The sequence below is a fragment of the Candidatus Limnocylindrales bacterium genome, from assembly GCA_035626395.1.
In the GTDB taxonomy this organism is placed as follows: domain Bacteria; phylum Desulfobacterota; class Binatia; order UBA1149; family CAITLU01; genus DASPNH01.
Window position 1 is genome coordinate 142980 of record DASPNR010000023.1, and the last position, 22833, is coordinate 165812.

A 22833-nucleotide genomic window follows, 5' to 3' on the forward strand; every position below is an offset into this window, starting at 1 on the left:
GACGCCTGCGTGCGGGCGTCAGGGCGTGAGCGAACGGCCTGCGAATGGCTCGCAGCGTCACCGTCGCGCCGGGGAGGTGTGCGGAGTGGAAGCGGACGCGGCGGTAGCGGGCAGCGGAAAGATCTACGTTCTCGACACCTCCGTCATCATCTACGACCACGACGCCATCCAGAAGTTCGCCGAGCATGACGTCGCCATTCCCATCACCGTCCTGGAGGAGCTGGACGGCTTCAAGAAGGGCAACGACAGCAAGAACTTCAGCGCGCGCGAGTTCATCCGCTTCATCGACAGGATCTCGGCCGAATCCCTGCTGCAGGACTGGGTGCCCATCAACGGACCCGACAAGGGCCGCGTGCGCGTCATCCTGAGCGCCCGCGCCGAAACCGATGCGCCCAGGGCCGAAGAATTCTTCGACGGCAGCAAGGCGGACAACAAGATCCTGAGCGCCGCCCTCGCCCTGCAGCGGCAGGAGCCGGACAAGGCCGTCATCCTGGTCACCAAGGACATCGCGCTGCGCCTGAAGGCCAAGGCGCTCAACCTGCGCGCCGAGGATTACGAGGCGGGCAAGGTCAACGACCTCTCCCTCCTGTACTCGGGAAAGTCGCTGGTCGAGCACGTCGCCAGCGAGCTCGTGGGCGCGATCCATGAGGAAGGCCGCATTCCGGCCGAGTCGTTGACGACGGCGGAGATGGTCCGCAACCAGTTCTTCATCATCCGCAACGGCAAGAAATCGGCGCTCGGCTACTTCAACGCCGCCGACCGCACCGTCGAGCGCATCGAGAAGCAGACGGTGTACGGCGTCACCGCGCGCAACGCCGAGCAGGCGTTCGCGGTGCACGCGCTGCTCAAGCCCGAGATCAAGCTGGTGACGCTGCACGGCGCCGCCGGCACCGGCAAGACGCTGCTGGCGCTGGCGTGCGCGCTCGAGCAGCGCTCCAGCTTCCGACAGATCCTGGTGACGCGGCCGGCCGTGCCGCTCGGCAACAAGGACATCGGCTACCTGCCCGGCGACATCGCCTCCAAGCTGGGCCCGTACATGGAGCCGCTGTGGGACAACCTCAAGTTCATCAAGGGGCAGTTCAACGAGAAGGACGCCGCCGCCAAGCGCATCGACGAGATGCTGCGGCTGAACAAGATCGAGATCACGCCTCTGACCTACATCCGAGGCCGCAGCCTCTCCGACGTCATCCTCATCGTGGACGAGGCGCAGAACCTGACGCCGCACGAAGTGAAGACGGTGGTCACGCGCGCCGGTCGCAACACCAAGATCGTGCTGACCGGCGACGTGCGGCAGATCGACACGCCGTACCTGGATGCGCGATCGAACGGGCTGGCCTATCTGACCGATCGCCTGAAGGGGCACGAGCTGTTCGCGCACGTGACGCTGGAGAAAGGCGAGAGGTCGGAGCTGGCGAACCTGGCGAGCGAGCTGCTGTAGGAGCGGCTCGTTGGCCGATTCGGCCGCCTGCGTCAGGCACGGCAGATCGCGACAGCCATTGCGAACCGAGGCAGCGCTCGGTTCATGGCCGCGACGTCACCTTTGCCGCTCGCCGAATCTGCCGCGTGCACGACGTGGGAGTGCTGCGGCTGCAGGATCTCGCGATCATTGGTGCTCGCCGCGTTCGGCCAGCGCCGCCAGACGCTCGCGCGCCGTGGCCGCCTGCGGACTGCCGGGGTGATCGCGCACGATCTGCTCGTAGAGCCGCCGCGCGTTGTCCGGGTTGTCCTGCTTCTCCTCGAGCTGCGCGGTGGAGAGGAGCTCGTCGGCGCCTTGGCTGCAGCCGCCGATCAGCAACATGCCAACGAAAACGAACGGAGCCAGGGAACGGATCATCGTCGCCTCCCTTGCCGCTGTGGCGGCCGAATCTACGCGCGCAGCCAGAACACCAGCGCCAGCATCGGCGCCACCGTCAGCGCCGTCACCGCCGCCAGCGTCGCAACGCTGACGATGGAAACCAGGACAAAGCGGGCGCGGTCGCCAGGCACGACTTCTGTCGGGCGGTCCAGGCCGAGACGGCGCCGCATGTCGCCGACGCGCTCGCCGAGCAGCGCCTCTTCGAACTCGCCGCCGTACAGGTTTCGCGTGCGCCGGCCGCGCACGAATGCGTGGAAGGTGGCTTGCGGGGCGATCGCCAGGCCGATCGCGACGGCGTTGAAGTTCAGCAGCCAGGCGGCCCAGTGGTCGGCGCAGCCCGAGCCGATCTCCCAGGCGCCGATCTCGGACTCGCCGGTCCAGGTCGTGTCGTAGCCGGTGAGGACGTGGTGGAGATCGTGCAGGCGCACCGATCGGACGCGGCTGGCCGTGTTGGGGAAGTAGAGCGGGACCGGTCCGGCCTGCAGCCGAACCCAGCTCGCTTCATAGCCGCCTTCGCAGAAACCGTTCGCTTCGAAGTAGAGGCTGCGGGCGTACCCGAGGCTCGCGTCGTCGGCGTAGGCGGCCACGACACTGGTATCCCGCACGTATGGCTCGAGTACAACGACGGTACGTCCCGCGCGGCGGCTCCGCCCGCCGGCCCACGTGCGCACATTTTTCCCGCCACGCACCGGAAGCAGTGGCATCAGCGCTGACAATTCTGCATGTAGCGCGACGGCCTGGTCTGAACGTGCAATCGAAGCGACAATTCGACGCTCCCAAACGGCCTCGCGGCGAGGCGACCCGGGCCCGCATTCGCGAGGCGGCCAACAAGCTGTTCCTCGAGCAGGGCTTCGAGAACACGACGGTGGACGCCATCGTTGCCGCCGCCGGGGTTTCCAAGGGGACCTTCTACCTCCACTTCGAGCGCAAGGAGGACCTGCTCCTCGAGTACGGGGCCAAGCGCCTTCGGCTCATGCGCGAGCTGGTCCCGGACCTGCTCGGCAGCACCTCCTTCCGGAACGCGCTCGAGCAGCTGGTGAACAAGCTGGCCCGCGGCAAGGCCTGGGACCGGGACGTCACCGGCCGCGCGATCGTCGAGATCGGCACCAGCGCCGAGCGGCTCCGCGTGGTTGCGCCGCACGCGCTCCTGCGCCCGCTCGTGGAGGTCGGACAGGCCCGGGGCGAGGTGCGCAACGACGTTCCGCCCGATGCCCTGTGCCAGTTCATCCTGCGCTCGCTGCTCGGGGCTCTGCGCGACTGGGGCCTGGGCAACGACGGGCTCAGCCGCGACGAGGCGCTCGACTATGCGCTGATGCTCGTGCTGGACGCCGTCACCGCGCGGCCGCAAGTCGACGCCTGAACCGAGGACTCGGCGGCGGTCGCGGCACGGCCGGCCGACGTCCCCGACTCCGACGCAGCTGCACGATGCGTCCGTCGGCGTGACCGAAACCCGTCCGCAACCACGCCAGTTCAAAACTCGACCGCCGTCAGCTTGCGCGACGCCAGCACCGAGTACATGCGGCGGATGCGGCCATCGGGCCCGGGCTCGAGCTGAATCAGGAACTGCCGCGCCAGGCGCTCGTACGGCGGCGCCTGCACCTTGACCAGAATCGCAGGCAGTCCGTTATACATTCGCACGGAGTAGTCGGATGCACTGTGGAATTTGTGGAACAGCCCGAGGTACAGGCGAGCCACGTTGTGGGCGCCGAAGATGGGATTGAGCGCGGCGTAGAACTCGCCGCCGCCGTCGCTGTAGGCGCGCGCTTCCTCGCTCAGCAGCCCTTCGATCGCCTCGACGTCGCCGGCCGCCAGGTTCTGCATCAGCTTCCATAGCGTCTGCCGTGCCTGGTCTCGCACCTCGTCGGTGGGAATGCGGCGCGCGGCATCGTAGGCCGCCATCGCCCGCCGCGCGCGAAGATGCGCCGCCTTGACCGCGCCCTCGCGCGTACCGAGCACCGTCGCGGTCTCGCGCACCGAGTAATCGAACACGTCGCGCAACAGCAGCACCGCTCGCTGCTGCGGGGTCAATGCCTCCAGCGCCGTCAGGAATGCCATCGAGACGCTCTCGAGCAGATCGTAGCGGCCTTCGGTGGAGACGCCGGCGGCGACGACCTCGAAGGTCGGCACCACCTCGCCCTCCTCGCCGGTCGGAACCGGCGAAGGCAGCCACGGCCCGATATACGGAGAGCGCCGGCGCCGCCGCAGCAGGTCGCGGCCAAGGTTGACCGCCACCCGCACCAGCCACGGTCGCAGCGAGGACGCGCGATCGACCGGCGGCTTCTCCATGGCTCGAAGGAAGGTCTCCTGCACCAGATCGTCGGCGTCGGCCGCGCAGCCGGTCAGGCGGTAGAGCAGGCTCCATAGAAAGCTGCGGTGCTCGTGGAACAGTGCTTCATAACTTGCCGGCGTTGCAGATGAAGCGACGTCGCCACGCGCGCGAACCGCCGCATCGATCGATGGGTGGGCCGTGGCCGTGGTCGACGTCGCGGTCATCCGCATCCCCTCGCCCTACGCCGCGCGCACCACCGGCGCAGCCGCTGTGCGGCTGCCGGCCAAGCGGCCGGCGCGACGGCCGCTGGCAAGGGCGGAGTCGGCGAGCATGCCTTCGTCGCCGACCCAATCGCCGGCCAGATACAGCCCGCTGGCATCGCAGACCTCGACCGACGGACGCGGCTTGCCCGCTTCGACGAGCGCGCCCACGACCGTCATCGATGGAAGGAATCGCCGCTCGACCACGGCCTGGCGCCAGCCCGGCTGCATCAAATCGCAAAGCGTCTCGAGCTCGGCCTCGACGGCCTTGGGGTCTTCGTCGCCGCTCAGATACCTGGCCACGTGAATCACGGCTGCGCCCTCGGGCGCCAGCTTGGCCGAAGCCGAATGCACGGAGAAGTAGAGCGGCCGGTCGACGCCGAGCGCGAACAAGGCACGCGGGTTCGGCAGCGTCTCGAGGCCCAGATCCAGGCAGGCGGCCTTGACCGGCCGCAGGCTCGCCAGCGTCTCTCGCAACCGCGCTTGGCGCGAGGGCTCCAGCATCCCGGCGGCCGCCGGCGGAGGCACGGCAAGGACGATGGCGGAGGCGGTATGCGTCCCGTCGTCGGTTCGCACCTGCCATCCACCGGCCGTGAGCTCCTGGACGCTGCGAACGCGGGCGCTGCACTGGATGGACGCGCCGCACTCCGTGGCCGCTCGCGCAAGGCCGCTGCTCAGGGTGCGCCAGCCGCCGTCGACATAGTAGACGCCCGATTTCAGTCCCGCCTGCATCTGCTCGAGATGCGCACCGGCATCGGCATGCTCGGGATGATTGGAGTACGAGGTCAGCCGGATCAGCGCCTCCACCAGTGCCCGCACGCCGTCGTTGCGAAGCGTGGTGCGGGTCCACTGGCGCACGCTGCGACCTTGAAGCGATGCTGCATCGACCTTGGCTATGCCCCCGAGAAAGCGGGCCAATTCCATCTTGCCCGACAGCGGCAGAAGGCTCGTGGTCAGGAGCGACACCAGGCCCGCCGGCAACGTGTGCAGGCGTCCGCCGTCGTAGGCCAGGCCTGAGGAGGTGGGAGGACGCCGGCCGCTGAAGGACACGCCGAGCTCGCGCAGCACCGAATCCGCCTCACGGTCCGCGTACAGCGCGTGCGGTCCGACATTGAACGAGAAGCCCGACGACTCGTGCGTGCGGGCACGGCCACCGACGGACTCCGTCCGCTCGAGCACGAGCACGCTCGCGCCCTCGCGGGCTGCGTAGGCAGCCGCGGCCAGCCCGGCAAGGCCGGCGCCGATGACGATGACATCGTGATGGTCGGAGGAATGACTGGCGACATGGCTCATGGATGGCGCTCCTGGCGTTTTACCATCTTCACGAACGAGCCCGCCGGAAGGTTACGCAGGAAGCGGAAGAAGCAGAAAAGGAGGGGGCCCGGACGAACCGCAATGCGATCCGCCCGAGCCGCCCCTGACGGAGAGGTGGGCTCCGCCAGCCCGATAGGCCAGCCGAAGGCTGGCCGTAAAGCAGGACCAGCCGAAGGCTGGCCGCAAAGCAGGACCAGCCGAAGGCTGGCCGTAAAACAGGACCAGCCGAAGGCTGGCCGTGAAACAGACCAGCCGGCGCAGGCTGGCCATCCAAGGAACCGGGTCCCCGCAGGGCCTGGCCGTCGTCATGGGTACTCAGCTCGGATACGAGCTGGCCCGAGATCGATGCCTTGCGCGGAGCGGACGCACGCCGGCGACGTCAGGACGACGCCGCAGAGACGCGGACAACACCACGCAAAGCCGACTTCATCGGAAAGAGAAGGCCGAAAGGAGAGGCAACACCGACGCTGGCGCGGTCCGAACGTACCGGCGCCAGAGAGTGTGATCGTTTTGCCGGTTTTCGGTCCGGCTGTCCACAGCTTTCGCCGCTCGTGAGGAAGATTTTCGCCTTACCACATCCTAAAGACGGCGGCGTGCGCAGCGGCGTTCCAAGGCCGCGCACGACCGCGGCAGCGGTCGCGTGAGTGAAGTCTCTTCCACGATCTGCGCGCGCATCGAATGGAGCGGCGTCCGCCATCGCTGCTCGCGCCGGCGTCAGTGGCGCTCCGCGGCGCTCCAGCCGTGCACGCGGTCGATGTCGACCGCGATCATCGGATGCGTGGACATCGCCAGCGGCATCGATTCGTACTGCCGATACTTGGCGCGCAGCGCCCGAAGCGCCCGCTCGTACTCCTCGCCGTCACCTACCACGCGCGCGGTCCCGCTCAGGCTCGTGAACCACAACCGCGACCAGTCCTCCTCGAAGTGATCCACCAGCACGGCAACGTGCGCATTCTCGGCGATGTTGCGCAGGCGCTTGAGCTGCGTGCGCGTGGGCTTGGGTTTGTCGTCGATGACCGAATAGAGCCGCTCGCCGAGGATGGCGAAACAGATCGGGACCAGGTGCGGCCGTCCTGCGGCGTCGGCAGTGGCCAGGCGCGCCACGCGCGCTGCGGCGGCATCGGCGAGGCGTGCGCGGCGCTGCCGTTCCAGCATTCAGCCCTCCCTGCCGCGAGCTGCGGCAACCGGCGTTCGCGCCGCGCGGCAGGGCTGCCACGCCCGTGCCGCCTGCGAGGAGACATGCCGCCCGCGCACCCGCATCGCCCGCGAGGTCACGCGCCGCCGGCGGCGCGACGCACGCTCAGCGTGCGGGTGAGGAACTCGCTGACCACGCTGCAGAAGATGTCGTTGCGGTCGCCGGCGACCATGTGCGCGGCGTCGTCGACGTCGACATATTCGGCGTGCGGGCACAGCTCCAGGAACTCGCGCACGTTCTGCTCGCTGACGATCTCGCTCATCCGACCTCGCACCAGCAGCGTAGGCACCCGCAGCGCCCGCGCCGCCGCGTTCATGCGGGCCGGGAACTCGTTGTGCGCCGAGCGCGGCTTGTCGTTCAGGAAGCGCGGATCCCAGTGCCAGCGCCAACGGCCATCCTCGCCGAGGCGCAGGTTCTTGGCCAGGCCGCTGGTGTCGGCCGGTCGCGATCGGTGCGGCAGATAGGCCGCAATGCAATCGGCAGCCTCGTCCACCGATGCGAAGCCGTCGGGAAATGCGCGCATGAACGCCAGGATGCGCTGCACGCCTTCAGGATCCATGGACGGAGTGATGTCGACGAGAACGACGGCACGCGCCAGCGGATGGTCGCGCTCGCAGACCATGGAAGCCAGGCCGCCGAGCGACGCGCCGACCAGAGCCGGCGGTGACGACAACGTCGCGGCGATCTCACGGATGTCGGCGGCGAAGGTGGTCAGCTCGTAATCGCCGTCCTCGTCCCAGTCGCTCTCGCCGTGTCCGCGGTGATCCATCGTGATGGCGTAGAACCCGGCGCTCGCCAGGACGGCAGCCGTGCTTCGCCAGGCGTGACGAGTCTGGCCGCCGCCATGCAGCAGAAGCACGGGCTGATCGGCGGCGTCGCCGTAGGCGTCGGCGATCAGGCGAAGGCCGCGTGCGCCGCGCAGCTCGAGTCGGACGGAGGGAACGTCGGAAGGCGTGGGCATCGTACGTCTCTTCCTTCAGGGTAAGAGCGCGGGCGGAGGCTAGATGGCGGCCTGGCCGCCGTCAACCGGCTGCCAGGCCGCTAGCGCCGCTTCTTCCTGGTCGCCTTCTCGTCCGCGGCCGGCGGACGAACCACGAGCACCGGGCAAGGCGCCTCGCGAAGCACGCGCTCGGTGACGCTGCCCAGAAGCGCGTGGCCGAGCCCGCGCCGGCCGTGTGTGGCCATCACGATCAGGCTGGCGCCGATGTCTTCGGCGACCTTGGTGATGACATCATGGGTGACGCCCGACTTGATCAGCACCTTGACCGCCACGTCCCCCTTGATGTGCCGCGCCACCCACCCCTCGAGCTTCTCGCGCGCCGCGGCCTCGATCTCCTTGTCGAGCGCGAGCAGGTCGATGGGCGGAGAGAAATCCGTGAACAGCAGCGTGGTCGCCTGCGAGACATGCACGATGGTGAGCCTCGCAGTCTGCGCCTGTGCGAGATGGGCGGCGTACTGTACCGCCGAGAACGACTCGGACGACAGGTCGGTCGGCGCCAGGATGTGCTTGAAGCGCTTCATCGATACCTCCTCGGTCCGCGCCCGTGCAAGCGGCAGCGGCATCATCGGTTTGCGAGCAGCGCGAGAGCCGTGGCGACAGGATGTGTCAGGCGTCTTTCCATGTCATGCCGGCCATTGCGGCGCGCCGTGGGCGCGGTTAAACGGCCGGTGGCGGGCAGCGGCGGCTGGCGCCACCATTGATCAACGCGTCCCATCGTCGGGACCTCGAAGGAGCGGCGACATGAGCTATGAGGGATATGAGTGCCTGCGGATCCGCGTCGAAGACGGCGTCTGCTTCGCGACCATCGACCACCCGCCCATCAACCTCTTCGATCTGGAGCTCATGCAGGAGATGGACCGGCTCGGCCGCGAGATCGAGGCCGACGACGATGTTCGGGTCGTCGTCTTCGACAGCGCCGATCCCGAGTTCTTCATCGCTCACGCCGACGTCTCGCTCATCCAGCGGCTTCCTGATGACGTCGGAGAAAAGCCGGCAACGCTGACGTTCTTCCATGCGATGGTCGACCGTTTCCGCACGATGCCGAAAGTCAGCATCGCCAAGATCGAAGGGCGCGCGCGCGGCGGCGGCAGCGAATTCGCACTGTCGCTCGACATGCGCTTTGCCGCCATCGGCAAGGCCGTGCTGGCGCAGCCGGAGGTCGCGCTCGGCATTCTTCCCGGCGGAAGCGGCACCCAGCGCCTGCCTCGCCTGTGCGGCCGCGGCCGTGCGCTTGAGATCGTGCTCGGCTGCCAGGACTTCAGCGCCGAGGTCGCCGAGCGGTACGGCTATGTGAACCGCGCACTGGCGGCTACGGAGATCGGACCGTTCGTGGATCAGCTGGCGCGCCGGATTGCCAGCTATCCGACCGGCGCACTGGCGCTTGCCAAGCAATGCGTGAACGCAGCCGAGATCGGCGTCGTCGACGGACTTCTCGAAGAGGCGTATGCATTCAACCGCACGCTGCCGACGCCGGAGGCCAAGCAGCGGATGGCCGACTTCCTCGCCAAAGGCGGACAGACACGAGAACTCGAGACCGGCGACATGGGCATACTGGCCGAGCTGCTCGCAACGACCAGTTGAGGCCTCGCTGCCGCCTCACTGGTGGCGCACGAAGTGAACACAACCGCCCATCGAGACGTCACAGGAACGGAGCAGCGGCGGCCGTCACCCGAGGTATTGCCTCTGCCGGGTGCTCCGCCCGCTGCCGACTGATCACCAACACCTCAACTGCGAAGGAGGTCCTATGATTCGCAAGCTTCTGCTCCTTTCGAGTGCCGTTTCCGTGGCTGCAATGCTGTCGGCCGGCGGCGTTTACGCTGAAGACACGAAGAACAGACAGGACGAGAATGTTGCCGAGCGTGCTGCCGGCAACGCCGCGCGCGTGACCGATGACGCCGGCACCACCGCCGTCATCAAGACCAAGCTGCTGGCCGACCAGAGCACCAGCGGGCTGGAGATCGATGTGTCCACCAAGAACGGCGTCGTCTCGCTCGATGGAACCGTGGACTCGGCCGCCGAGAAGACGGCCGCCGAAAGGATCGCCAAGGGCACCAACGGCGTCACCGAAGTGAAGAACAACCTCAAGGTCCAGCCCGACTGATCTCGGTGCCGGTCGACGAATCCGATTCCACCAGCGCGGCGGGGAGCGACAGCTCCTCGCCGCGTTTTTTCGTGGCCGGGGCGGATCCTTCGGCCGGCCGCGATCCCGCGCGCTGGTCGCACTTCGCGGCCGCGGCCGAAGCTGCCTCGGCCACCACTCGTCGCCTGGAGAAGGCGCGACGGATCGGCAGCTACTTCGCAACCCTGCCCGACCCCGATCTCGTGCTGGCCGCCCGCTTCCTGGCCGGTCACGTCTTCCCTCAGCGCGACCAGCGCACCACCAACGTCGGCGGCTCGGCGCTGTTTCGCGCAATCGCCGAGGTGACGGGAATGGCCGACGATGACCTGGCGGAGCGGCTCGTCGCACTCGGCGATCTCGGCGATCTGGCATTCGAAGCGGTGACGCGGGCGCATGCGACAGGCGCGCCGGTCACCACGGCGCTGACGCTGCAGGAGGTGTTCGAGGCGCTCGAGAAGCTGGCAGCGGCGTCCGGCACCAACGAGCGCAGCCGGATGGTCGTCGACATGCTGCGCGGCACCACCGCCTCCGAGGCGAAGTATCTGGTCAAGCTCCTGACCGGCGACCTTCGCATCGGCGTCAAGGAAGGCGCCATCGAGGACGCGGTCGCACGGCTGTACGGCGTGGAGATCGCACGCGTGCAGTGGGCGAACATGCTCACCGGCGACGTCGGCGAGACCGCTCTGCTCGCGCGGCAGGGCCGGCTCGACGACGCGCGCATGCGACTGTTCCACCCGCTCAAGTTCATGCTGGCCACGCCGGCTGCCGATCTCTCCGACGTGGCCAGGCAGATGCCCGAGGAGTTCTTCGTCGAGGACAAGTTCGACGGCATCCGGGCGCAGGTGCACGTGGCGCGCACCGGCGAAGGAGGCGAAGGAATCGAGCCGCTTCATGGAACGCTGATCGACGGCGTACGCACCGCAATCTTCTCGCGCACGCTCGACGAGATCACCGCCAGCTTTCCGGACCTGCTCGCGGCTCTGGCGGCGCTGGTGCCGCAGGACGTGCAGGACGAGGAGGCCAGCGGCCTGATCCTCGACGGCGAGATCGTGCCCGTGCAGGGAGAGCGCATTCTTCCCTTCGCCGAGCTGCAGAAGCGGCTGGGGAGAAAGAAGGTCCCGGCGCATTTGCTCGAGCGCATCCCGGCGGCTTTCGTCGTCTATGACGTGCTCTACGGGCAGGGTCGCGTCCTGATCGAGGAGCCGCTGTCGGTGCGCCGCGCGGTGCTGGAGACACTGCCCATCGACGGCCACCGCACGCGCCGCGCCGGCTCGACGCGTTTTCGCGACGTGGCCGCGCTCGACGCCGAGTTCGACGGCGCGCGCGAGCGTGGCAACGAAGGCCTGATGGTCAAGGACCCGAGGTCGGCCTACAAGCCCGGTCGTCGTGGACGCGACTGGCTCAAGATCAAGCGCGCGCTGGCCACGCTCGACGTCGTCGTCACCGCGGTGGAGGTCGGCAACGGCCGCCGCCACAAGCTGCTGTCCGACTACACGTTCGCGGTGCGGGCGTCGGAGTCGGATCCGACGCTGCTCAACGTCGGCAAAGCCTACTCGGGACTGACGGACGCCGAGATCGAGGAACTGTCGCAGTGGTTCCGCGAGCACACGATCCAGGAGTTCGCGCACGGGAAGGTGCGGCTGGTGGAGCCGCAGATCGTCATCGAGGTCACGTTCGACCTCGTGCAGCCCTCCAAGCGTCACAAGAGCGGGTATGCGCTGCGCTTCCCGCGCATCGTGCGCGTGCGCCGCGACAAGCCGGCCAGCGAGATCGATACGCTGGCGACCGTCGCGCGGCTGGCATCGAGCTGATCTCGCTGCGCAGGCTCCCGCCCGAGCTCAACGTGTCGCCGGCAGGCGCCGCGCACGCGCTGCCGGTATCGACGGGCGTTTTTCCGGAGGTGCGGGCCGACAGCGTTGCGGCACTGCCGGCCCGCGGGAGGAGACGGAAAAGATCAGGCCGACGGCGCCCAGTCCTCGAACCCGAGAATGCCGAGGGTGGCAAACTGGGCGCGCAGGCGGTCGTTGAGGAGGCCGAGCCGCTTCACGTTCGGAACGATCTTGGAGAACAGCATGGTACGGAACTGCCGCATGGTCTCGGATTTGTCGCTCAGCTCGACCATCTCCTTGACGGGAAGACCGAACTCTTCCCACAGAACCTTGGGCAGCAGGCGGTCGCGCATGAGATAGGAGGCTTCGACCGCGAACTCTTCGCGGATCTTCAGCTCCGAGTCGCTCATCTCCTTGTACGCCTCGCGGAGAGACAGGACCCCGAAGGCAACGTGGCGAGACTCATCGGACATGATGCGCGAGGTGATGTCCTTGATCAGCGGCTCGCGCGTGATCTCGTTCTGCATTCCAAAGGCGGCCAGTGCCAGGCCCTCGACGAGAATCTGCATTCCCAGATACTTGATGTCCCATTCCTTGGCCGTGAGGATCTGGTCCAGGAGCGTGCGCAGCTCCGGATTGCAGGGATATTCCTTCTCGAGCTTGCGCGAGAGGTACAGCTCGTAGGCCTCGACGTGGCGAGCTTCGTCGGCCGCCTGCTGGGCAGCGTAGAACTTGGCATCGATGTCGGGCACGCAATTGACGAGCTGCGCAGCCACCATCAGCGCGCCCTGCTCGCCATGCATGAACTGCGACAGCGACCATGCCTGCCCGCAGTGCCGGAGGTGACGGATGTTGGCTTCGCTCAGCTTGTTCCAGTGCGAGCTGCCGTACCAGGGAATGGTCTGATCGGGAATGTTCTCGGCTTCGGGATCGACGTGCGTGTCCCAGGCAGGATCGGTCTTGGCGTTCCAGTGTCCGACCTTGGACTTCTCGTAGAGGTTGCGAAGGCCCTCCTCCTTGGTCGCGTAATCCCAGACGTACTGGATATCGAACCCGGTCGGCAGCGCTTCGGCGTGAGCTCCCTGCGGCATTGTCGGTCCCTCCTGTGTCGCGGGCAGGCCCGGTCCTCCGCCCCTGCGCGCGCGAGGCTGGAAGTAGATAGTTCTACTATCCAAGTCAACAGCAGGATCGGCCGTCGTGCCGCCGGGGCGCCCGGAGAACGGACCCCGCTAGCGCGTCCCGCTCGCGGAACCGTGCGAAAATGGGGCTTGGCCGCACCCGTGGGCCGGCCACCGAGGCTACGGCAACGAGGAAGCGCTCGCCGCAGCGCCGGCTCGCCCGGCACGTCGCCCGGCACGGTGGCCCCGCACGTGGCCTCGCACGGTCGCCCCGCACGGTGGCCCCGCCGGGTCCGTGAGACGATCAGTCCGCGGCGGTGTCGAAGAGCTCGAGAAGCCGCGTGCGGCGATAGGCGAAGATCAGGGCCAGGTCGCGCTCCACCCTGTCGCCGGCGACCCATTGGCCGAGCGCTCCGAATGGCAGCTCGTAGCGGACGATGTCGCGCACGAGCGTCCCGCCGTCGAGCGGCTCGAACTCGTGCGTGTGCCGCCACGACTTGTACGGACCGCGGACCTGCGTGTCGACGAACGTGCGAGGAGGGTCCCAGACGTCGATGCGGCTGCGCCATCGCATCGGAAGGCGATGCAGGCTCAGGCGGTAGTCGATGGTGGTGCCTTCCGTCATTCCGTCATCGGGCGCGCGCACGACGCGGAAGTTGAGGAACTGCGGCGTGATGTCGGGCAGATTGTGCGCATCGGCGAAGAACGGGAAGACCTCGGCCGGCGGCGCATCCAGCCACAGCTCCTGCCGCATCTCGCGTGCCGGATCGAGGCACAGGTTTCGCAGCGCCAGCTCGAGCTCTTCGTAGTCGAAGCGAAAACCGGCATCGTCGGCGGCCACCGGCACGACGCGCTGGCTTCCGAGCAGCAGGATCGACATCTCGCCGAGCATCATCTTCAGCGCCGCGGCCGGCGCGGGGAAGAGCGCAGGCCGTCGCAGCACGCGCGCCAGCGTGCGCGTGAACTCCTTGTTGGTCACCGGGTTGGGAGAGACCGCGTTGACCGGCCCCTCGAGCTCGTCCTTCTCGATGGCAAAGACGTAGAGCGAGACCAGATCCTCGATGTGGATCCAGCTCATCCATTGGTCGCCGCTGCCGAGACGGCCACCGAGGCCGAGCCGGAACAGCGGCAGCATCTTGCCGAGCGCGCCGCCCTCGCGGGCCAGCACGATGCCGGTGCGCAGCGAGACCCAGCGCATGCCGTGGTTCTCGGCTCGCCGCGCCTCGTGCTCCCAGACCCGGCAGACGTCGGCGAGAAAGTCGTCCCCGTGCTCGGCCGTCTCCTCGAGCGGCTCGTCGCCTCGGTCGCCGTAGAAACCGATTGCCGAGGCGGAAACGAACGTGCGCGGCCGCTTCTCGGGCGGCAGCAGGCCGATGGATTCCACCAGCGTGCGCGTTCCGAGCGCACGCGATCGCAGGATCGAGTCCTTTCGCCGGCGCGACCAGCGCGCCGTACCAACGTTCTCGCCGGCAAGGTGGATGACCGAGCTCACGCCTTCCCACGCGCGGCCGTCGAGATGGCCGGCTTCGGGGTTCCACTCGTGCACCGTGCACTTGATTGGGAGCGTCAGCAGCGCCTCGTCGAGATTGCGGCTGAGCGCCACGACGTCGTGTCCTCCATCGAGAAGGCGGCGAACCAGGTGCTGGCCGACTAGGCCGGTGGCTCCGGTGACGAGTACCTTCATGCGCAGACGCCGGTGAGCCTCTACTGCCCAGAAAGAGGCGGTCAAGCAATCTCGGGTTCGCCGGCGGACTCGCGGGTGCTCGGCCGCCTCGGCCGTGCTAACGAGCGGCCGATGAAAGTTGCCGACTCCTCGTTCGAAATGGCTGCGCTGCAACGGCTGCTCGAGTCGAGCCCGGCCGCCTCTCCGGCACTGGCCGACTCGGTTGCCTTCGCGCCGCGCCGCATGAGCGCGGCCGAGCTCGCAAGTTTCTGGTCGTCGATCCGCCTGGTGGCGATGGCGACGGTGGGGCCTTCCGGCCAGCCGCACATCGCGCCGGTGCATGCCGAGCTGCGCGGCGACGAGTTGTCCGTGCAGGTCTACGCGGACGCGACGCGGCGGCGCGATCTGCAGTCCAATCCGCGCGTTGCGTTCACCGCCTGGGACAGCGAGGGGGCCGTGGCGATCCTCTATGGCCGCGCTCGCGAGGTCGAAGGCAGCCTTCGTTCGGCGCGACCGTCGCAGGCCGGCCGCGAGCGCGAGGTCGTCGAGATCCTCGTGCGGCTGACGCGCGTCTACGCGATGTCGGCGAAGAAGGTCTGCGCACCCTCTTCCTGAATCATTTCATTGCCGACAGGACTTCGGTCAGCTTCTGGATGATCGCCGGGTCGTTCTGCTGTCCGAGCAGGCGGCGCACCAGCTGCGGCGAGTCCGGATAGTGCTGCAGCGAGCCCGCCAGCACCTCGGCATCGGTGATGAGGAACTGCTGGCGCTTCTCGCCGCCGAACATCTTCTCGGCCAGCGATGCGAGCAGCTCCTCGCTTACGTCGGGATTCTCGCCGAGCGGCGCGACGGGAGGCGGCACCGCTGCGGGAGCCGGAGGCGCAGGCGCCGCGGCGGGCGCGGGAGGCGGCGGCGTATCGAAGCCCATCTCGCTGCCGAGCTTGCGTGCGGCCATCTTCGTCACCGGCCCGCTCTGGTTTCCCGACACGTGCACCCAGGCCACGCGTGCGTTGCCGGTGGCCGGGTCCCTGCCCTGCCCCAGCAGATAGTTCTCGTGATTGAGAAGCGCCGTCATCACGTCGCCCAGCGGAAGATCGCGATAGTTGGCGCTGACGGCGCGATCGTCGGCATCGTAGGCGCGAAGCTCGACGCCGGCGCGGCTGCAGAGCTCTTCGAGCACCGCCTTGAGGGAATCGAACTGTCCGACCAGCGTCGTAGTCTGGTCGGCAGCCACCTCCACGGTCTGCTCGGCCCATGCCGCCGGGGCTGCCGCGAGGATGCACGCCGCCCAGGCTGCAACGCATGCCGTGACGATTCCCTTCACCGTCCCGCTGTGCGGCCGGCCGCTGCCGCAGTCAAATCGCCGCCGCCCTGACGCACGGCTCACCAGTCGACGAATCGCAGGCCCACCAGCGCAGGCACGCCCGCATAGTAGAGGACGTGGCAGAACCGCTCGGCCCACAGTCGCGCGGTCCCGGCTCGCGCCGCGCTCGCCCACGTCGCCAGCATCGCCGCCGCTTCGGCCGCGGCTCGCACGACGCCCGCATACAGCACGAGATAGATGATCAGGATGAGCCAATATTCCAGAAGCGTCCGCCACCACGCCGCCGGGCTCTCGAGGTTCCACTGGCCAAAGAACCCGCCGAAGCTGATGTGCTGGTGCGCGTTGAACAGCAGCACGGTCGGAGCCAGCCCGAACACGGGGTACTTGATGAGAAGATCGCGCCATGACGCCCGTCCGTGCCGCGCGCGGGCATGCGCCCACTGCACGACCGGATGCTCGACCGCCGCCGCTGCAGCCGGGCACGCGCAGTCGCTCGCAAACGCCTCCAGCAGCGGCCTCGGGTCTTCCACCGATACGCCGTACTGGAGCCATTGCCCCGAGCGCAGCTGTATGGAGAAGCCGGGAGTCGGCAGCGGGACGAGCCACGGCGCGATGCGGCCGACGGCGCGTCCGGAGACTTCCATGGTCACGTCGCGTGCCCGCACCACGAGCTCGGAGGCGCCGATGGAGATGTCGGCGCCGCGAGTGCGAAGCAGCAGATGGGCTGCCAGCGCCGGCAGCACCGCCAGCGCAAGGAACATGCGCACGAGCGTCGGCGGCGTGACGGCTTCGGCCGAGAACAGCAGCAACCCCATCATCCACGGCAGGCTCAGTCCGGCCAGCGCCATCAGCGCAGCGCAGCCGAGCCGCCATGGCCACGAGCCGGCCGCGCCGGAGGTTTCGAGTTGCGGGGGCACCATCGGCAATCTAGCCTGCCGTGGCGTCATGGAGAACACGGAATCATCGAACGACGTGGGCACTCCAGCACGCCGCTTCCCGTGCGCACCGGCGCACGGCCCCGAATCGCCCGGATCGGACGGTACGCTCTGACCTCCCTCCTGTCGCGCTCGCCTCTGCTCGCTGCCGCCGGTGCGATCGTTTTCGCGGCGGCCTGCTTCGGCCTGGCCTCGTTCTCGACGGTGCAGGCCATGCCGCTGTGCTGGATCGCGCTCGTGCCCTTCCTGCTGCTGCTCGAGCGCGTGCAGACGCTCCGGGGAGCTCTCCTGGCAGGATGGGCGATGTCGGTGGCATTCGTCCTTGCCATCTTCGAATGGTTCGCGACGGCGATCTCGACGTATTCCGGAAGCCATCCGGCCGTCTCGATGCTCCTGCTGCTGGCGGCCGCGCCGGTCCTGCAGCCGCAGTTCCTCACGTTCTCGGCCGCCAGATGGTGGATGCACGCCAGCGGCGCGCCGCCGGTCGCCACGATGATCGTCGGAGCATGCGCCTACGTCGGCACCGAGTACGCTTTCCCGAAGCTCCTCGGCGACACGCTCGGGCTCGGCTTCTATCCCTCGCGCGCGCTGCGGCAGCTGGCCGACATCGGCGGGCCCGGCATCCTGACGTTCGTCGTGGTGATCCTGAACGAGCTGGCGCGAGCGGCGGCAGTGCCGGAGACATGGCGAACGCAGCGCCGCCGCGCGCTTGTGGCGGCGATCGCGGCGGTCGCCATCCTGGCCGGGATGACCGGATACGGCCGCGTCCGCCTCGCGCGCATCGCCGCCGCCGAGGCCGGACGCGAGCCGGTGACGGCGGCCCTGGTGCAGGCCAACATCGCCAACTACGAGCGGCTGCGCGCGCAGGTCGGGTCCTACGAAGCCGTGCGCGCGATCCTGAACACGCATTTTGGTCTCTCGTACGCCGGCCTGAAGAACGCGGACGTCGATCTGGTGGTATGGCCGGAGACCGCCTATCCCACCACCTTCGGCGCTCCCAAGAGCGAAGCGGGCAAGGAATTCGACACCGAGCTGCGCGTGTTCGCCACGAGCATGAAGCGCGCGTTCGTGTTCGGCTCCTACGATCTGGAGGGCGAACGCGAGTACAACGCGGCCATCTTCGTCGATGCCGCCGACGTCGGCTCGACGCGCTCGTATCGCAAAACCTACCTGTTCCCGCTGACCGAGCGCGTGCCGTGGTGGCTGGAATGGCGATGGGTTCGCGAGCAGGTTCCCTGGCTCGGCACGTGGGAAGGCGGCGCGGGACCGAAGGTCGTGCCGCTGAAGCTGCCCGACGGGCGACAGATCCAGGTCACGCCGATGATCTGCTTCGACGCCATCGAGCCGAAGGTGGCCGCACACGGAGCGCGCAGCGGCGCCGAGCTGCTGCTGACGATCTCGAATGACGGCTGGTTCGAAGGCGGGCGCGGCGCCTGGCTCCATCTTCTGGTGGCCAGCTTCCGCAGCATCGAAACGCATCTGCCGCAGCTGCGCGGCACCAATACGGGCGTGACCGCCGCCATCGACGCTACCGGCGAGCTGCTGGCCGTCGCCGAGGTGAATCGCCCGCAGACGCTGGTGGCGACGGTGACGCCGGTGGTGCCGGTGCCGACGCTGGCGGCGGCGTGGGGCCAGTGGTTCGGCCTTGCCAGCCTTCTGGCCGGCGCCGCCGTTGCCGTAACAAGTCGCGTCCGCTCGCCGCGTTGACCGGTTCAGGGTTGCTGCAGCGCGCGTCCCGCTTCGCGGGAGCGCAGCTGCGATGCCGTAGCGCCCGGCGGCGGCGCCGCGTGCAGCCGCTCCTTCCATCTGGCGTAGAACAGCGGCCGGTTCCTGCGGCACAGCTCGGCGGCGCGCTCCGGCGAAGAGCTTCCGAACTCGGCGTGCCTGACCACCGCGCGCGGCTCGTAGACCACCTTGCGGCCGCGCTCGCGGATCGCGAAGCACAGGTCGACGTCCTCGTAGTACGCCGGCAGGTAGCGCAGATCGAAGCCGCCGATCTCTTCGAACAGGTCGCGCCGCACCAGCAGGCAGGCGCCCGAGCAGTAGTCGACCTCGCGCGCGCAGACGTAGTCCGCTCCGTCGGGGTCCTCGCCGCGACCATAGCCCATGGCCGAGCCGTCCGAGAAGACGATCGAGCCCGCTTCCTGAAGCCGCCCGTCCCGCAGCACCAGCCTGGCACCCACCGCGCCGATCGCGGCCGACGCATCGGCAGCGGCTCGCAGCGCTCCGATCGCATCCGCTCGCGGCACGGCGTCGTTGTTCAGCAGCAGAAGGTAGCGCCCGCGCGCAACGGCCGCCGCCTGGTTGACGGCCGGCGCATAGTAGGCATTGACCGCGTTGCGGAGAACGACTGCGTGATCGAGCCGGCCGAGCAGTTCCGCTGTCCGATCGGTGGACGCGTTGTCGACGAGGATCAGCTCGAACGACCGGTCCTGCGAGACGGCCAGCCCCTCCAGACATTCCAGCGTCAGCTCGGCGCGATTGTACGTGACCACCAGGACCGAGACCTGCGGCTGCGCCGGCCTTGGAAACTGCAGCCGCCGCGGAGAGCCAAGGAAGGCCTCCAGCTTGCGGTGAGCTTCGCGGTCGAGCGCAGCCTTGGAGCGGTCCAGCCACCTTCGGAGGCGACCGCGCACGTGCGGCGCGACGGTGGACAGGCGCCGCCGCACGTTGCGAGAGATCGCCGCCAGCATCGCGAACCAATAGCCCAGCGTGGGCGATGAGCCTACTTGTCCGCCTCGCGCCTGCCGGCGATCACGCCGTAGAGGTCGGGCCGCCGGTCGCGGAAGAAGCCGAACGCCGCGCGCGTGCGAGCCACCTTGTCCAGATCGAACGTCGCCAGCGCCACGCCCTCCTCGCCCCAGGGCAGCTCCGAGACGATGTCGCCGCGGTGATCGGCCAGGAAGGAGTGGCCGTAGAAGACCTGTCCCTCCTCGTCGCCGATGCGATTGGCCGCGGCCACCGGGATGACGTTGGAGACGGCGTGGCCGATCATCGCGCGCTGCCACGGCTCGCGCGTATCGAGATCCGGATCGTGCGGCTCGCTGCCGATGGCCGTCGGGTACAGAAGGATCTCGGCGCCGCCGAGCACCATCGATCGCGCGCATTCGGGAAACCACTGATCCCAGCACACGCCGACGCCGACGCCGCCGAAGCGCGTGGCCCACGATCGAAACCCCGTGTCGCCGGGACGGAAGTAGAACTTCTCCTCGTAGCCCGGCCCATCCGGGATGTGGCTCTTGCGGTAGAGGCCGAGCAGCGAGCCGTCGGCGTCGATCATCGCCAGGCTGTTGTAGTAGTGCGGCCCGTCCTTCTCGAAGAACGAGATCGGGATGACCACGCCCAGCTCGGCCGCCAGCTTCTGGAATCGCGCAACCGTCGCGTTTCCCTGCAGCGGCCTGGCCTGGTCGAAGTATTCCTCGCGCTCCGTCTTGCAGAAGTACGGGCCCTCGAACAGCTCGGGCGGAAGAACGATCTGCGCCCCGCGCGCCGCCGCCTCGCGCACGAGCGCTTCGATCTTGTCGACGTTCTCCTCGCGCGTCCCGCTCAGGGCCGCCTGGACCACGGCCACCGTCACCATGCGGTCGGTGCTCAATGTCTCCACGTCACGACCTCGCCAGCGGCGCCGGCTCCTGCTGCGTGATGCAGTGGAAGGCGCCGCCGCCGCTGAGCACCGCACGAGCCGGTACGGCCACGGTCCGCCGGTCCGGGAAGCACGCTGCGATACCCTCCACGGCCTCGTCGTCGTGCCGCGAGCCGTACACGGGAACGATCACGGCGGCGTTGCCGATGTAGAAGTTGACGTAGCTGGCCGGCATGACGCGGCCATCGCCGTCGCGCAGCAGGCCTGGCGACGGAATGCGCACGATCTCGAGCGGGCGCTGGGCCGCGTCGTGCATGGTCGTGAGGTCCTGGAGAATCCTGGCCAGCGCGGGCGCGTTGGGATCGTCCTCGTCGCGCGCCTCCATGCAAACCACGCGGCCCGGCGCCACGAACCGCACGAGCGTGTCGATGTGACCGTCGGTATGATCGTTGACCAGTCCGTCACCGAGCCACAGGAGCCGCTGCACGCCCAGCGCATCGCACAGATGATGGGCGATCTCGGCGGCGCTGAGCGATGGGTTGCGGTTGCCATGCAGCAGGCACTGGCGCGTGGTGAGTGCGGTTCCCTCGCCGTCGACCTCGATGGCGCCGCCCTCGAAGATCATGGGCACCTCGAAGGAATGCACGCCGGCGGCGGCGCGAACCGCGCGTGCCACACCGAGGTCCTCGGGAAACATGTACTTCTCGCCCCAGCCGTTGAACCGGAAGCAGGCCGCGGCGACCTCGCCGTTTGCGCCGCGCACGAACAGCGGGGCCGTATCGCGCAGCCAGATGTCGCCGAAGGGAACCTGGTGAAACCGCACGGGCAGGCCGGACAGCGCTGCAGCCGCCTCGCGCTCGCCGGCATCGTCGAGCACCAGAAGCTCGATCATCTCGCCGGCCGCCTTGCCGTCGTCATCGAGCGCGGCAATGGCGCGGCACAGATCGGCGACCTCACGCTGCGCAGCCGGCAGATCCTCGAGCCACAGCTCGCGATGGCTCGGCCACGCCGTCCACACCGCTCGATGCGGCTCCCACTCGGCCGGCATGCAGAACCCCGCGCCCCTGGGAGAGTCGATGTGGTCGGCGGGCATGGTTCGTTCATGCCCTGACCTGGGCGTTGCTTGCAAGCGATGGCGTGCCTTGAACCGGTTGCGCAACTCGGAGAAAACGCGCCGATCATGGCCACGGCATCCTTCGCGCGCATCGACACCCCATGGCGTCACGAACAATCGCTCATCGGCGGCATCCGCCTCCATCTCGTTCGCGCCGGCGCCGGCTCCCCGGTGATCCTGCTGCACGGCTTTCCCGACTTCTGGTTCACCTGGCGTTATCAGCTTCCGGCGCTGGCGGCGGCGGGACTGGAAGCCATCGCGCCCGACATGCGCGGCTACAACACTTCCGAGAAGCCGGCAGGCGTGGCCAGCTATCGTATCGATGCCTTGGTCTCGGACGTGGTCGGCATCATCGATCACGTGGGCGCGCAGAAGGCGCACATCGTTGGGCACGACTGGGGCGGGATCGTCGCCTGGTACGTCGCGATGCACCGACCCGAGCGCGTCGATCGCCTCGTCATCTCCAACGCCCCGCATCCGGCGACCTATCAGCGCGATCTGTTCGCGACCGACCAGTGGCAGCGCTCGTGGTACATGCTGTTCTTCCAGATCCCGTGGCTGCCCGAAGCGATGCTGCGCGCCGGCAACGCCAGGGCCATCGAGCGCATGATCCGCCGGCACATCTACAACCGGGACGCCTACGCGCACGACGAAGCGCTGCATCAGAAGATGGCGCTGCTGCAGCCGGGAACGCTGACCGCCGCCATCAACTACTACCGCGCGGCGATGCGCCCCTCCTCGCGCAGGTCCCTGCAATCGCTGCGCAAGATCACGGCGCCCACGATGGTCGTCTGGGGCGAGCGTGACTTCGCGCTGCGAAGCAGCCTGGTCGAGGGGCTGGAGCCGTGGGTCGCGGACCTTCGCGTGCACCGGCTGCCCGATGCGGGGCACTGGGCGCATCTGGACGAGCCCGAGCGGGTGAGCCAGCTCCTCGTGGAGTTCCTGACGTGAGAACCAGCGCGCGTCTGCTCGCGGTCGTGCTCGTTGCGGCGCTGCCGGCGTGCGCGGCCGCGACCCGCACCTACAACCTGCGCGTCGAAGGCATGACGTGCGGGCAGAGCTGCCCGCTCGAGGTCGAGGAAGCGCTCGAGAGCATTCCGGGCGTGCGCAGCGTCAGCGTCGATTATCCGACGCAGAGCGCGGTGATCGTGGTGGATGCCGACAGGGAGCTGACCACGCGCGAGATGGATCTCTCCTTCCGCAACAAAGGCTACTTCATCTCGTCGATGGAGCCCGCGAAGTAACGGCCCGGCGC

General features: G+C 68.4%; 23 protein-coding genes. 9 read left to right on the forward strand and 14 right to left on the reverse strand.

Translation table 11 applies throughout. From position 1 onward, the window contains the following. Positions 1-85 precede the first annotated feature (85 nt). Positions 86-1438 carry a PhoH family protein gene (locus VEC57_08340; protein ID HYB99134.1) on the forward strand — a complete coding sequence of 451 codons (1353 nt, stop codon included), beginning with the start codon at positions 86-88 and terminating at the stop codon, positions 1436-1438. A gap of 165 nt (positions 1439-1603) precedes the next feature. On the opposite strand, the gene VEC57_08345 is transcribed toward VEC57_08340, so the two are convergent. After that, positions 1604-1834, reverse strand: a complete 231-nt coding sequence (locus VEC57_08345) for a tetratricopeptide repeat protein (GenBank protein ID HYB99135.1) — start codon at positions 1832-1834, stop codon at positions 1604-1606. Between the two features lie 32 nt (positions 1835-1866). Beyond that, positions 1867-2460 (reverse strand): hypothetical protein, encoded by a 594-nt coding sequence (locus VEC57_08350; protein HYB99136.1) that lies wholly within the window; start codon positions 2458-2460, stop codon positions 1867-1869. A gap of 143 nt (positions 2461-2603) precedes the next feature. Here VEC57_08350 and VEC57_08355 point away from each other — a divergent pair, with 143 nt between their 5' ends. Then, positions 2604-3215, forward strand: a complete 612-nt coding sequence (locus tag VEC57_08355; protein HYB99137.1) for a TetR/AcrR family transcriptional regulator — start codon at positions 2604-2606, stop codon at positions 3213-3215. 110 nt (positions 3216-3325) lie between these two features. Here the strand turns inward: VEC57_08355 and VEC57_08360 are convergent, their stop codons facing one another. The 5 genes from VEC57_08360 to VEC57_08380 all read right to left on the reverse strand — a co-directional run bounded on the left by VEC57_08360 (position 3326) and on the right by VEC57_08380 (position 8414). Then, positions 3326-4348 (reverse strand): sigma-70 family RNA polymerase sigma factor, encoded by a 1023-nt coding sequence (locus VEC57_08360; GenBank protein HYB99138.1) that lies wholly within the window; start codon positions 4346-4348, stop codon positions 3326-3328. A 15-nt stretch (positions 4349-4363) separates the two neighbouring features. Next, positions 4364-5677: an FAD-dependent oxidoreductase gene (locus VEC57_08365; protein ID HYB99139.1), complete on the reverse strand. Its 1314-nt coding sequence runs from the start codon at positions 5675-5677 to the stop codon at positions 4364-4366. 735 nt (positions 5678-6412) lie between these two features. Beyond that, a complete protein-coding gene (locus VEC57_08370; GenBank protein ID HYB99140.1) occupies positions 6413-6853 on the reverse strand; it encodes a TIGR03668 family PPOX class F420-dependent oxidoreductase in 441 nt (146 codons plus the stop codon). 116 nt (positions 6854-6969) lie between these two features. Then, positions 6970-7854, reverse strand: a complete 885-nt coding sequence (locus VEC57_08375) for an alpha/beta hydrolase (GenBank protein ID HYB99141.1) — start codon at positions 7852-7854, stop codon at positions 6970-6972. Between the two features lie 80 nt (positions 7855-7934). After that, the gene (locus VEC57_08380; protein HYB99142.1) at positions 7935-8414 is read right to left on the reverse strand and encodes a universal stress protein; all 480 of its coding nucleotides are present in this window, start codon (positions 8412-8414) and stop codon (positions 7935-7937) included. 220 nt (positions 8415-8634) lie between these two features. On the opposite strand from VEC57_08380, the gene VEC57_08385 reads away from it, so the two are divergent. From VEC57_08385 to VEC57_08395, 3 genes are all read left to right on the forward strand, one after another. Further along, positions 8635-9474, forward strand: coding sequence for an enoyl-CoA hydratase/isomerase family protein (locus VEC57_08385; protein HYB99143.1), 840 nt, complete (start codon positions 8635-8637; stop codon positions 9472-9474). Between the two features lie 163 nt (positions 9475-9637). Then, positions 9638-9994 (forward strand): BON domain-containing protein, encoded by a 357-nt coding sequence (locus VEC57_08390; protein ID HYB99144.1) that lies wholly within the window; start codon positions 9638-9640, stop codon positions 9992-9994. Positions 9995-9999: 5 nt separating this feature from the next. After that, positions 10000-11823: an ATP-dependent DNA ligase gene (locus VEC57_08395; protein HYB99145.1), complete on the forward strand. Its 1824-nt coding sequence runs from the start codon at positions 10000-10002 to the stop codon at positions 11821-11823. Positions 11824-11966: 143 nt separating this feature from the next. Here the strand turns inward: VEC57_08395 and VEC57_08400 are convergent, their stop codons facing one another. Together VEC57_08400 and VEC57_08405 are read right to left on the reverse strand one after the other, a co-directional pair. Continuing rightward, positions 11967-12932, reverse strand: a complete 966-nt coding sequence (locus VEC57_08400) for a ferritin-like domain-containing protein (GenBank protein ID HYB99146.1) — start codon at positions 12930-12932, stop codon at positions 11967-11969. Between the two features lie 331 nt (positions 12933-13263). Next, complete coding sequence (locus tag VEC57_08405) at positions 13264-14643, reverse strand: TIGR01777 family oxidoreductase (GenBank protein ID HYB99147.1); 1380 nt, start codon at positions 14641-14643, stop codon at positions 13264-13266. A 111-nt stretch (positions 14644-14754) separates the two neighbouring features. Between VEC57_08405 and VEC57_08410 the strand changes: the two genes are divergently transcribed. Further along, positions 14755-15237: a pyridoxamine 5'-phosphate oxidase family protein gene (locus VEC57_08410; protein HYB99148.1), complete on the forward strand. Its 483-nt coding sequence runs from the start codon at positions 14755-14757 to the stop codon at positions 15235-15237. A 1-nt stretch (position 15238) separates the two neighbouring features. On the opposite strand, the gene VEC57_08415 is transcribed toward VEC57_08410, so the two are convergent. Both VEC57_08415 and VEC57_08420 read right to left on the reverse strand, forming a co-directional pair. Then, entirely contained in the window at positions 15239-15946 is a 708-nt protein-coding gene (locus tag VEC57_08415; protein HYB99149.1) for a hypothetical protein, read from the reverse strand. A 59-nt stretch (positions 15947-16005) separates the two neighbouring features. Next, complete coding sequence (locus tag VEC57_08420; GenBank protein ID HYB99150.1) at positions 16006-16866, reverse strand: hypothetical protein; 861 nt, start codon at positions 16864-16866, stop codon at positions 16006-16008. 78 nt (positions 16867-16944) lie between these two features. Here VEC57_08420 and lnt point away from each other — a divergent pair, with 78 nt between their 5' ends. Next, entirely contained in the window at positions 16945-18588 is a 1644-nt protein-coding gene (gene lnt, locus VEC57_08425; GenBank protein HYB99151.1) for an apolipoprotein N-acyltransferase, read from the forward strand. Between the two features lie 5 nt (positions 18589-18593). On the opposite strand, the gene VEC57_08430 is transcribed toward lnt, so the two are convergent. Genes VEC57_08430 through VEC57_08440 form a run of 3 tightly spaced genes read right to left on the reverse strand, consistent with a single transcriptional unit; the run spans position 18594 to position 21557 of the window. After that, on the reverse strand, positions 18594-19574 hold the full coding sequence (locus VEC57_08430) for a glycosyltransferase family 2 protein (GenBank protein ID HYB99152.1): 981 nt from the start codon (positions 19572-19574) through the stop codon (positions 18594-18596). Between the two features lie 32 nt (positions 19575-19606). Then, positions 19607-20485, reverse strand: coding sequence for an N-carbamoylputrescine amidase (gene aguB, locus VEC57_08435; GenBank protein ID HYB99153.1), 879 nt, complete (start codon positions 20483-20485; stop codon positions 19607-19609). Position 20486: 1 nt separating this feature from the next. Further along, positions 20487-21557, reverse strand: a complete 1071-nt coding sequence (locus tag VEC57_08440) for an agmatine deiminase family protein (protein ID HYB99154.1) — start codon at positions 21555-21557, stop codon at positions 20487-20489. Between the two features lie 87 nt (positions 21558-21644). Between VEC57_08440 and VEC57_08445 the strand changes: the two genes are divergently transcribed. Continuing rightward, positions 21645-22529, forward strand: a complete 885-nt coding sequence (locus VEC57_08445; protein HYB99155.1) for an alpha/beta fold hydrolase — start codon at positions 21645-21647, stop codon at positions 22527-22529. Next, the gene (locus VEC57_08450; GenBank protein HYB99156.1) at positions 22526-22822 is read left to right on the forward strand and encodes a cation transporter; all 297 of its coding nucleotides are present in this window, start codon (positions 22526-22528) and stop codon (positions 22820-22822) included. The genes VEC57_08445 and VEC57_08450 overlap by 4 nt, the downstream gene beginning before the upstream one ends. The last annotated feature ends 11 nt before the right edge of the window (positions 22823-22833 follow it).

Coding starts and splice junctions, on each gene's coding strand:
- VEC57_08345 (HYB99135.1), bottom strand. CDS start 1,834: ATGATCCGTTCCCTGGCTCCGTTCGTTTTCGTTGGCATGTTGCTGATC.
- VEC57_08360 (HYB99138.1), bottom strand. CDS start 4,348: ATGACCGCGACGTCGACCACGGCCACGGCCCACCCATCGATCGATGCG.
- VEC57_08365 (HYB99139.1), bottom strand. CDS start 5,677: ATGAGCCATGTCGCCAGTCATTCCTCCGACCATCACGATGTCATCGTC.
- VEC57_08370 (HYB99140.1), bottom strand. CDS start 6,853: ATGCTGGAACGGCAGCGCCGCGCACGCCTCGCCGATGCCGCCGCAGCG.
- VEC57_08375 (HYB99141.1), bottom strand. CDS start 7,854: ATGCCCACGCCTTCCGACGTTCCCTCCGTCCGACTCGAGCTGCGCGGC.
- VEC57_08380 (HYB99142.1), bottom strand. CDS start 8,414: ATGAAGCGCTTCAAGCACATCCTGGCGCCGACCGACCTGTCGTCCGAG.
- VEC57_08385 (HYB99143.1), top strand. CDS start 8,635: ATGAGCTATGAGGGATATGAGTGCCTGCGGATCCGCGTCGAAGACGGC.
- VEC57_08390 (HYB99144.1), top strand. CDS start 9,638: ATGATTCGCAAGCTTCTGCTCCTTTCGAGTGCCGTTTCCGTGGCTGCA.
- VEC57_08400 (HYB99146.1), bottom strand. CDS start 12,932: ATGCCGCAGGGAGCTCACGCCGAAGCGCTGCCGACCGGGTTCGATATC.
- VEC57_08405 (HYB99147.1), bottom strand. CDS start 14,643: ATGAAGGTACTCGTCACCGGAGCCACCGGCCTAGTCGGCCAGCACCTG.
- VEC57_08410 (HYB99148.1), top strand. CDS start 14,755: ATGAAAGTTGCCGACTCCTCGTTCGAAATGGCTGCGCTGCAACGGCTG.
- VEC57_08420 (HYB99150.1), bottom strand. CDS start 16,866: ATGGTGCCCCCGCAACTCGAAACCTCCGGCGCGGCCGGCTCGTGGCCA.
- VEC57_08430 (HYB99152.1), bottom strand. CDS start 19,574: ATGCTGGCGGCGATCTCTCGCAACGTGCGGCGGCGCCTGTCCACCGTC.
- VEC57_08440 (HYB99154.1), bottom strand. CDS start 21,557: ATGCCCGCCGACCACATCGACTCTCCCAGGGGCGCGGGGTTCTGCATG.
- VEC57_08445 (HYB99155.1), top strand. CDS start 21,645: ATGGCCACGGCATCCTTCGCGCGCATCGACACCCCATGGCGTCACGAA.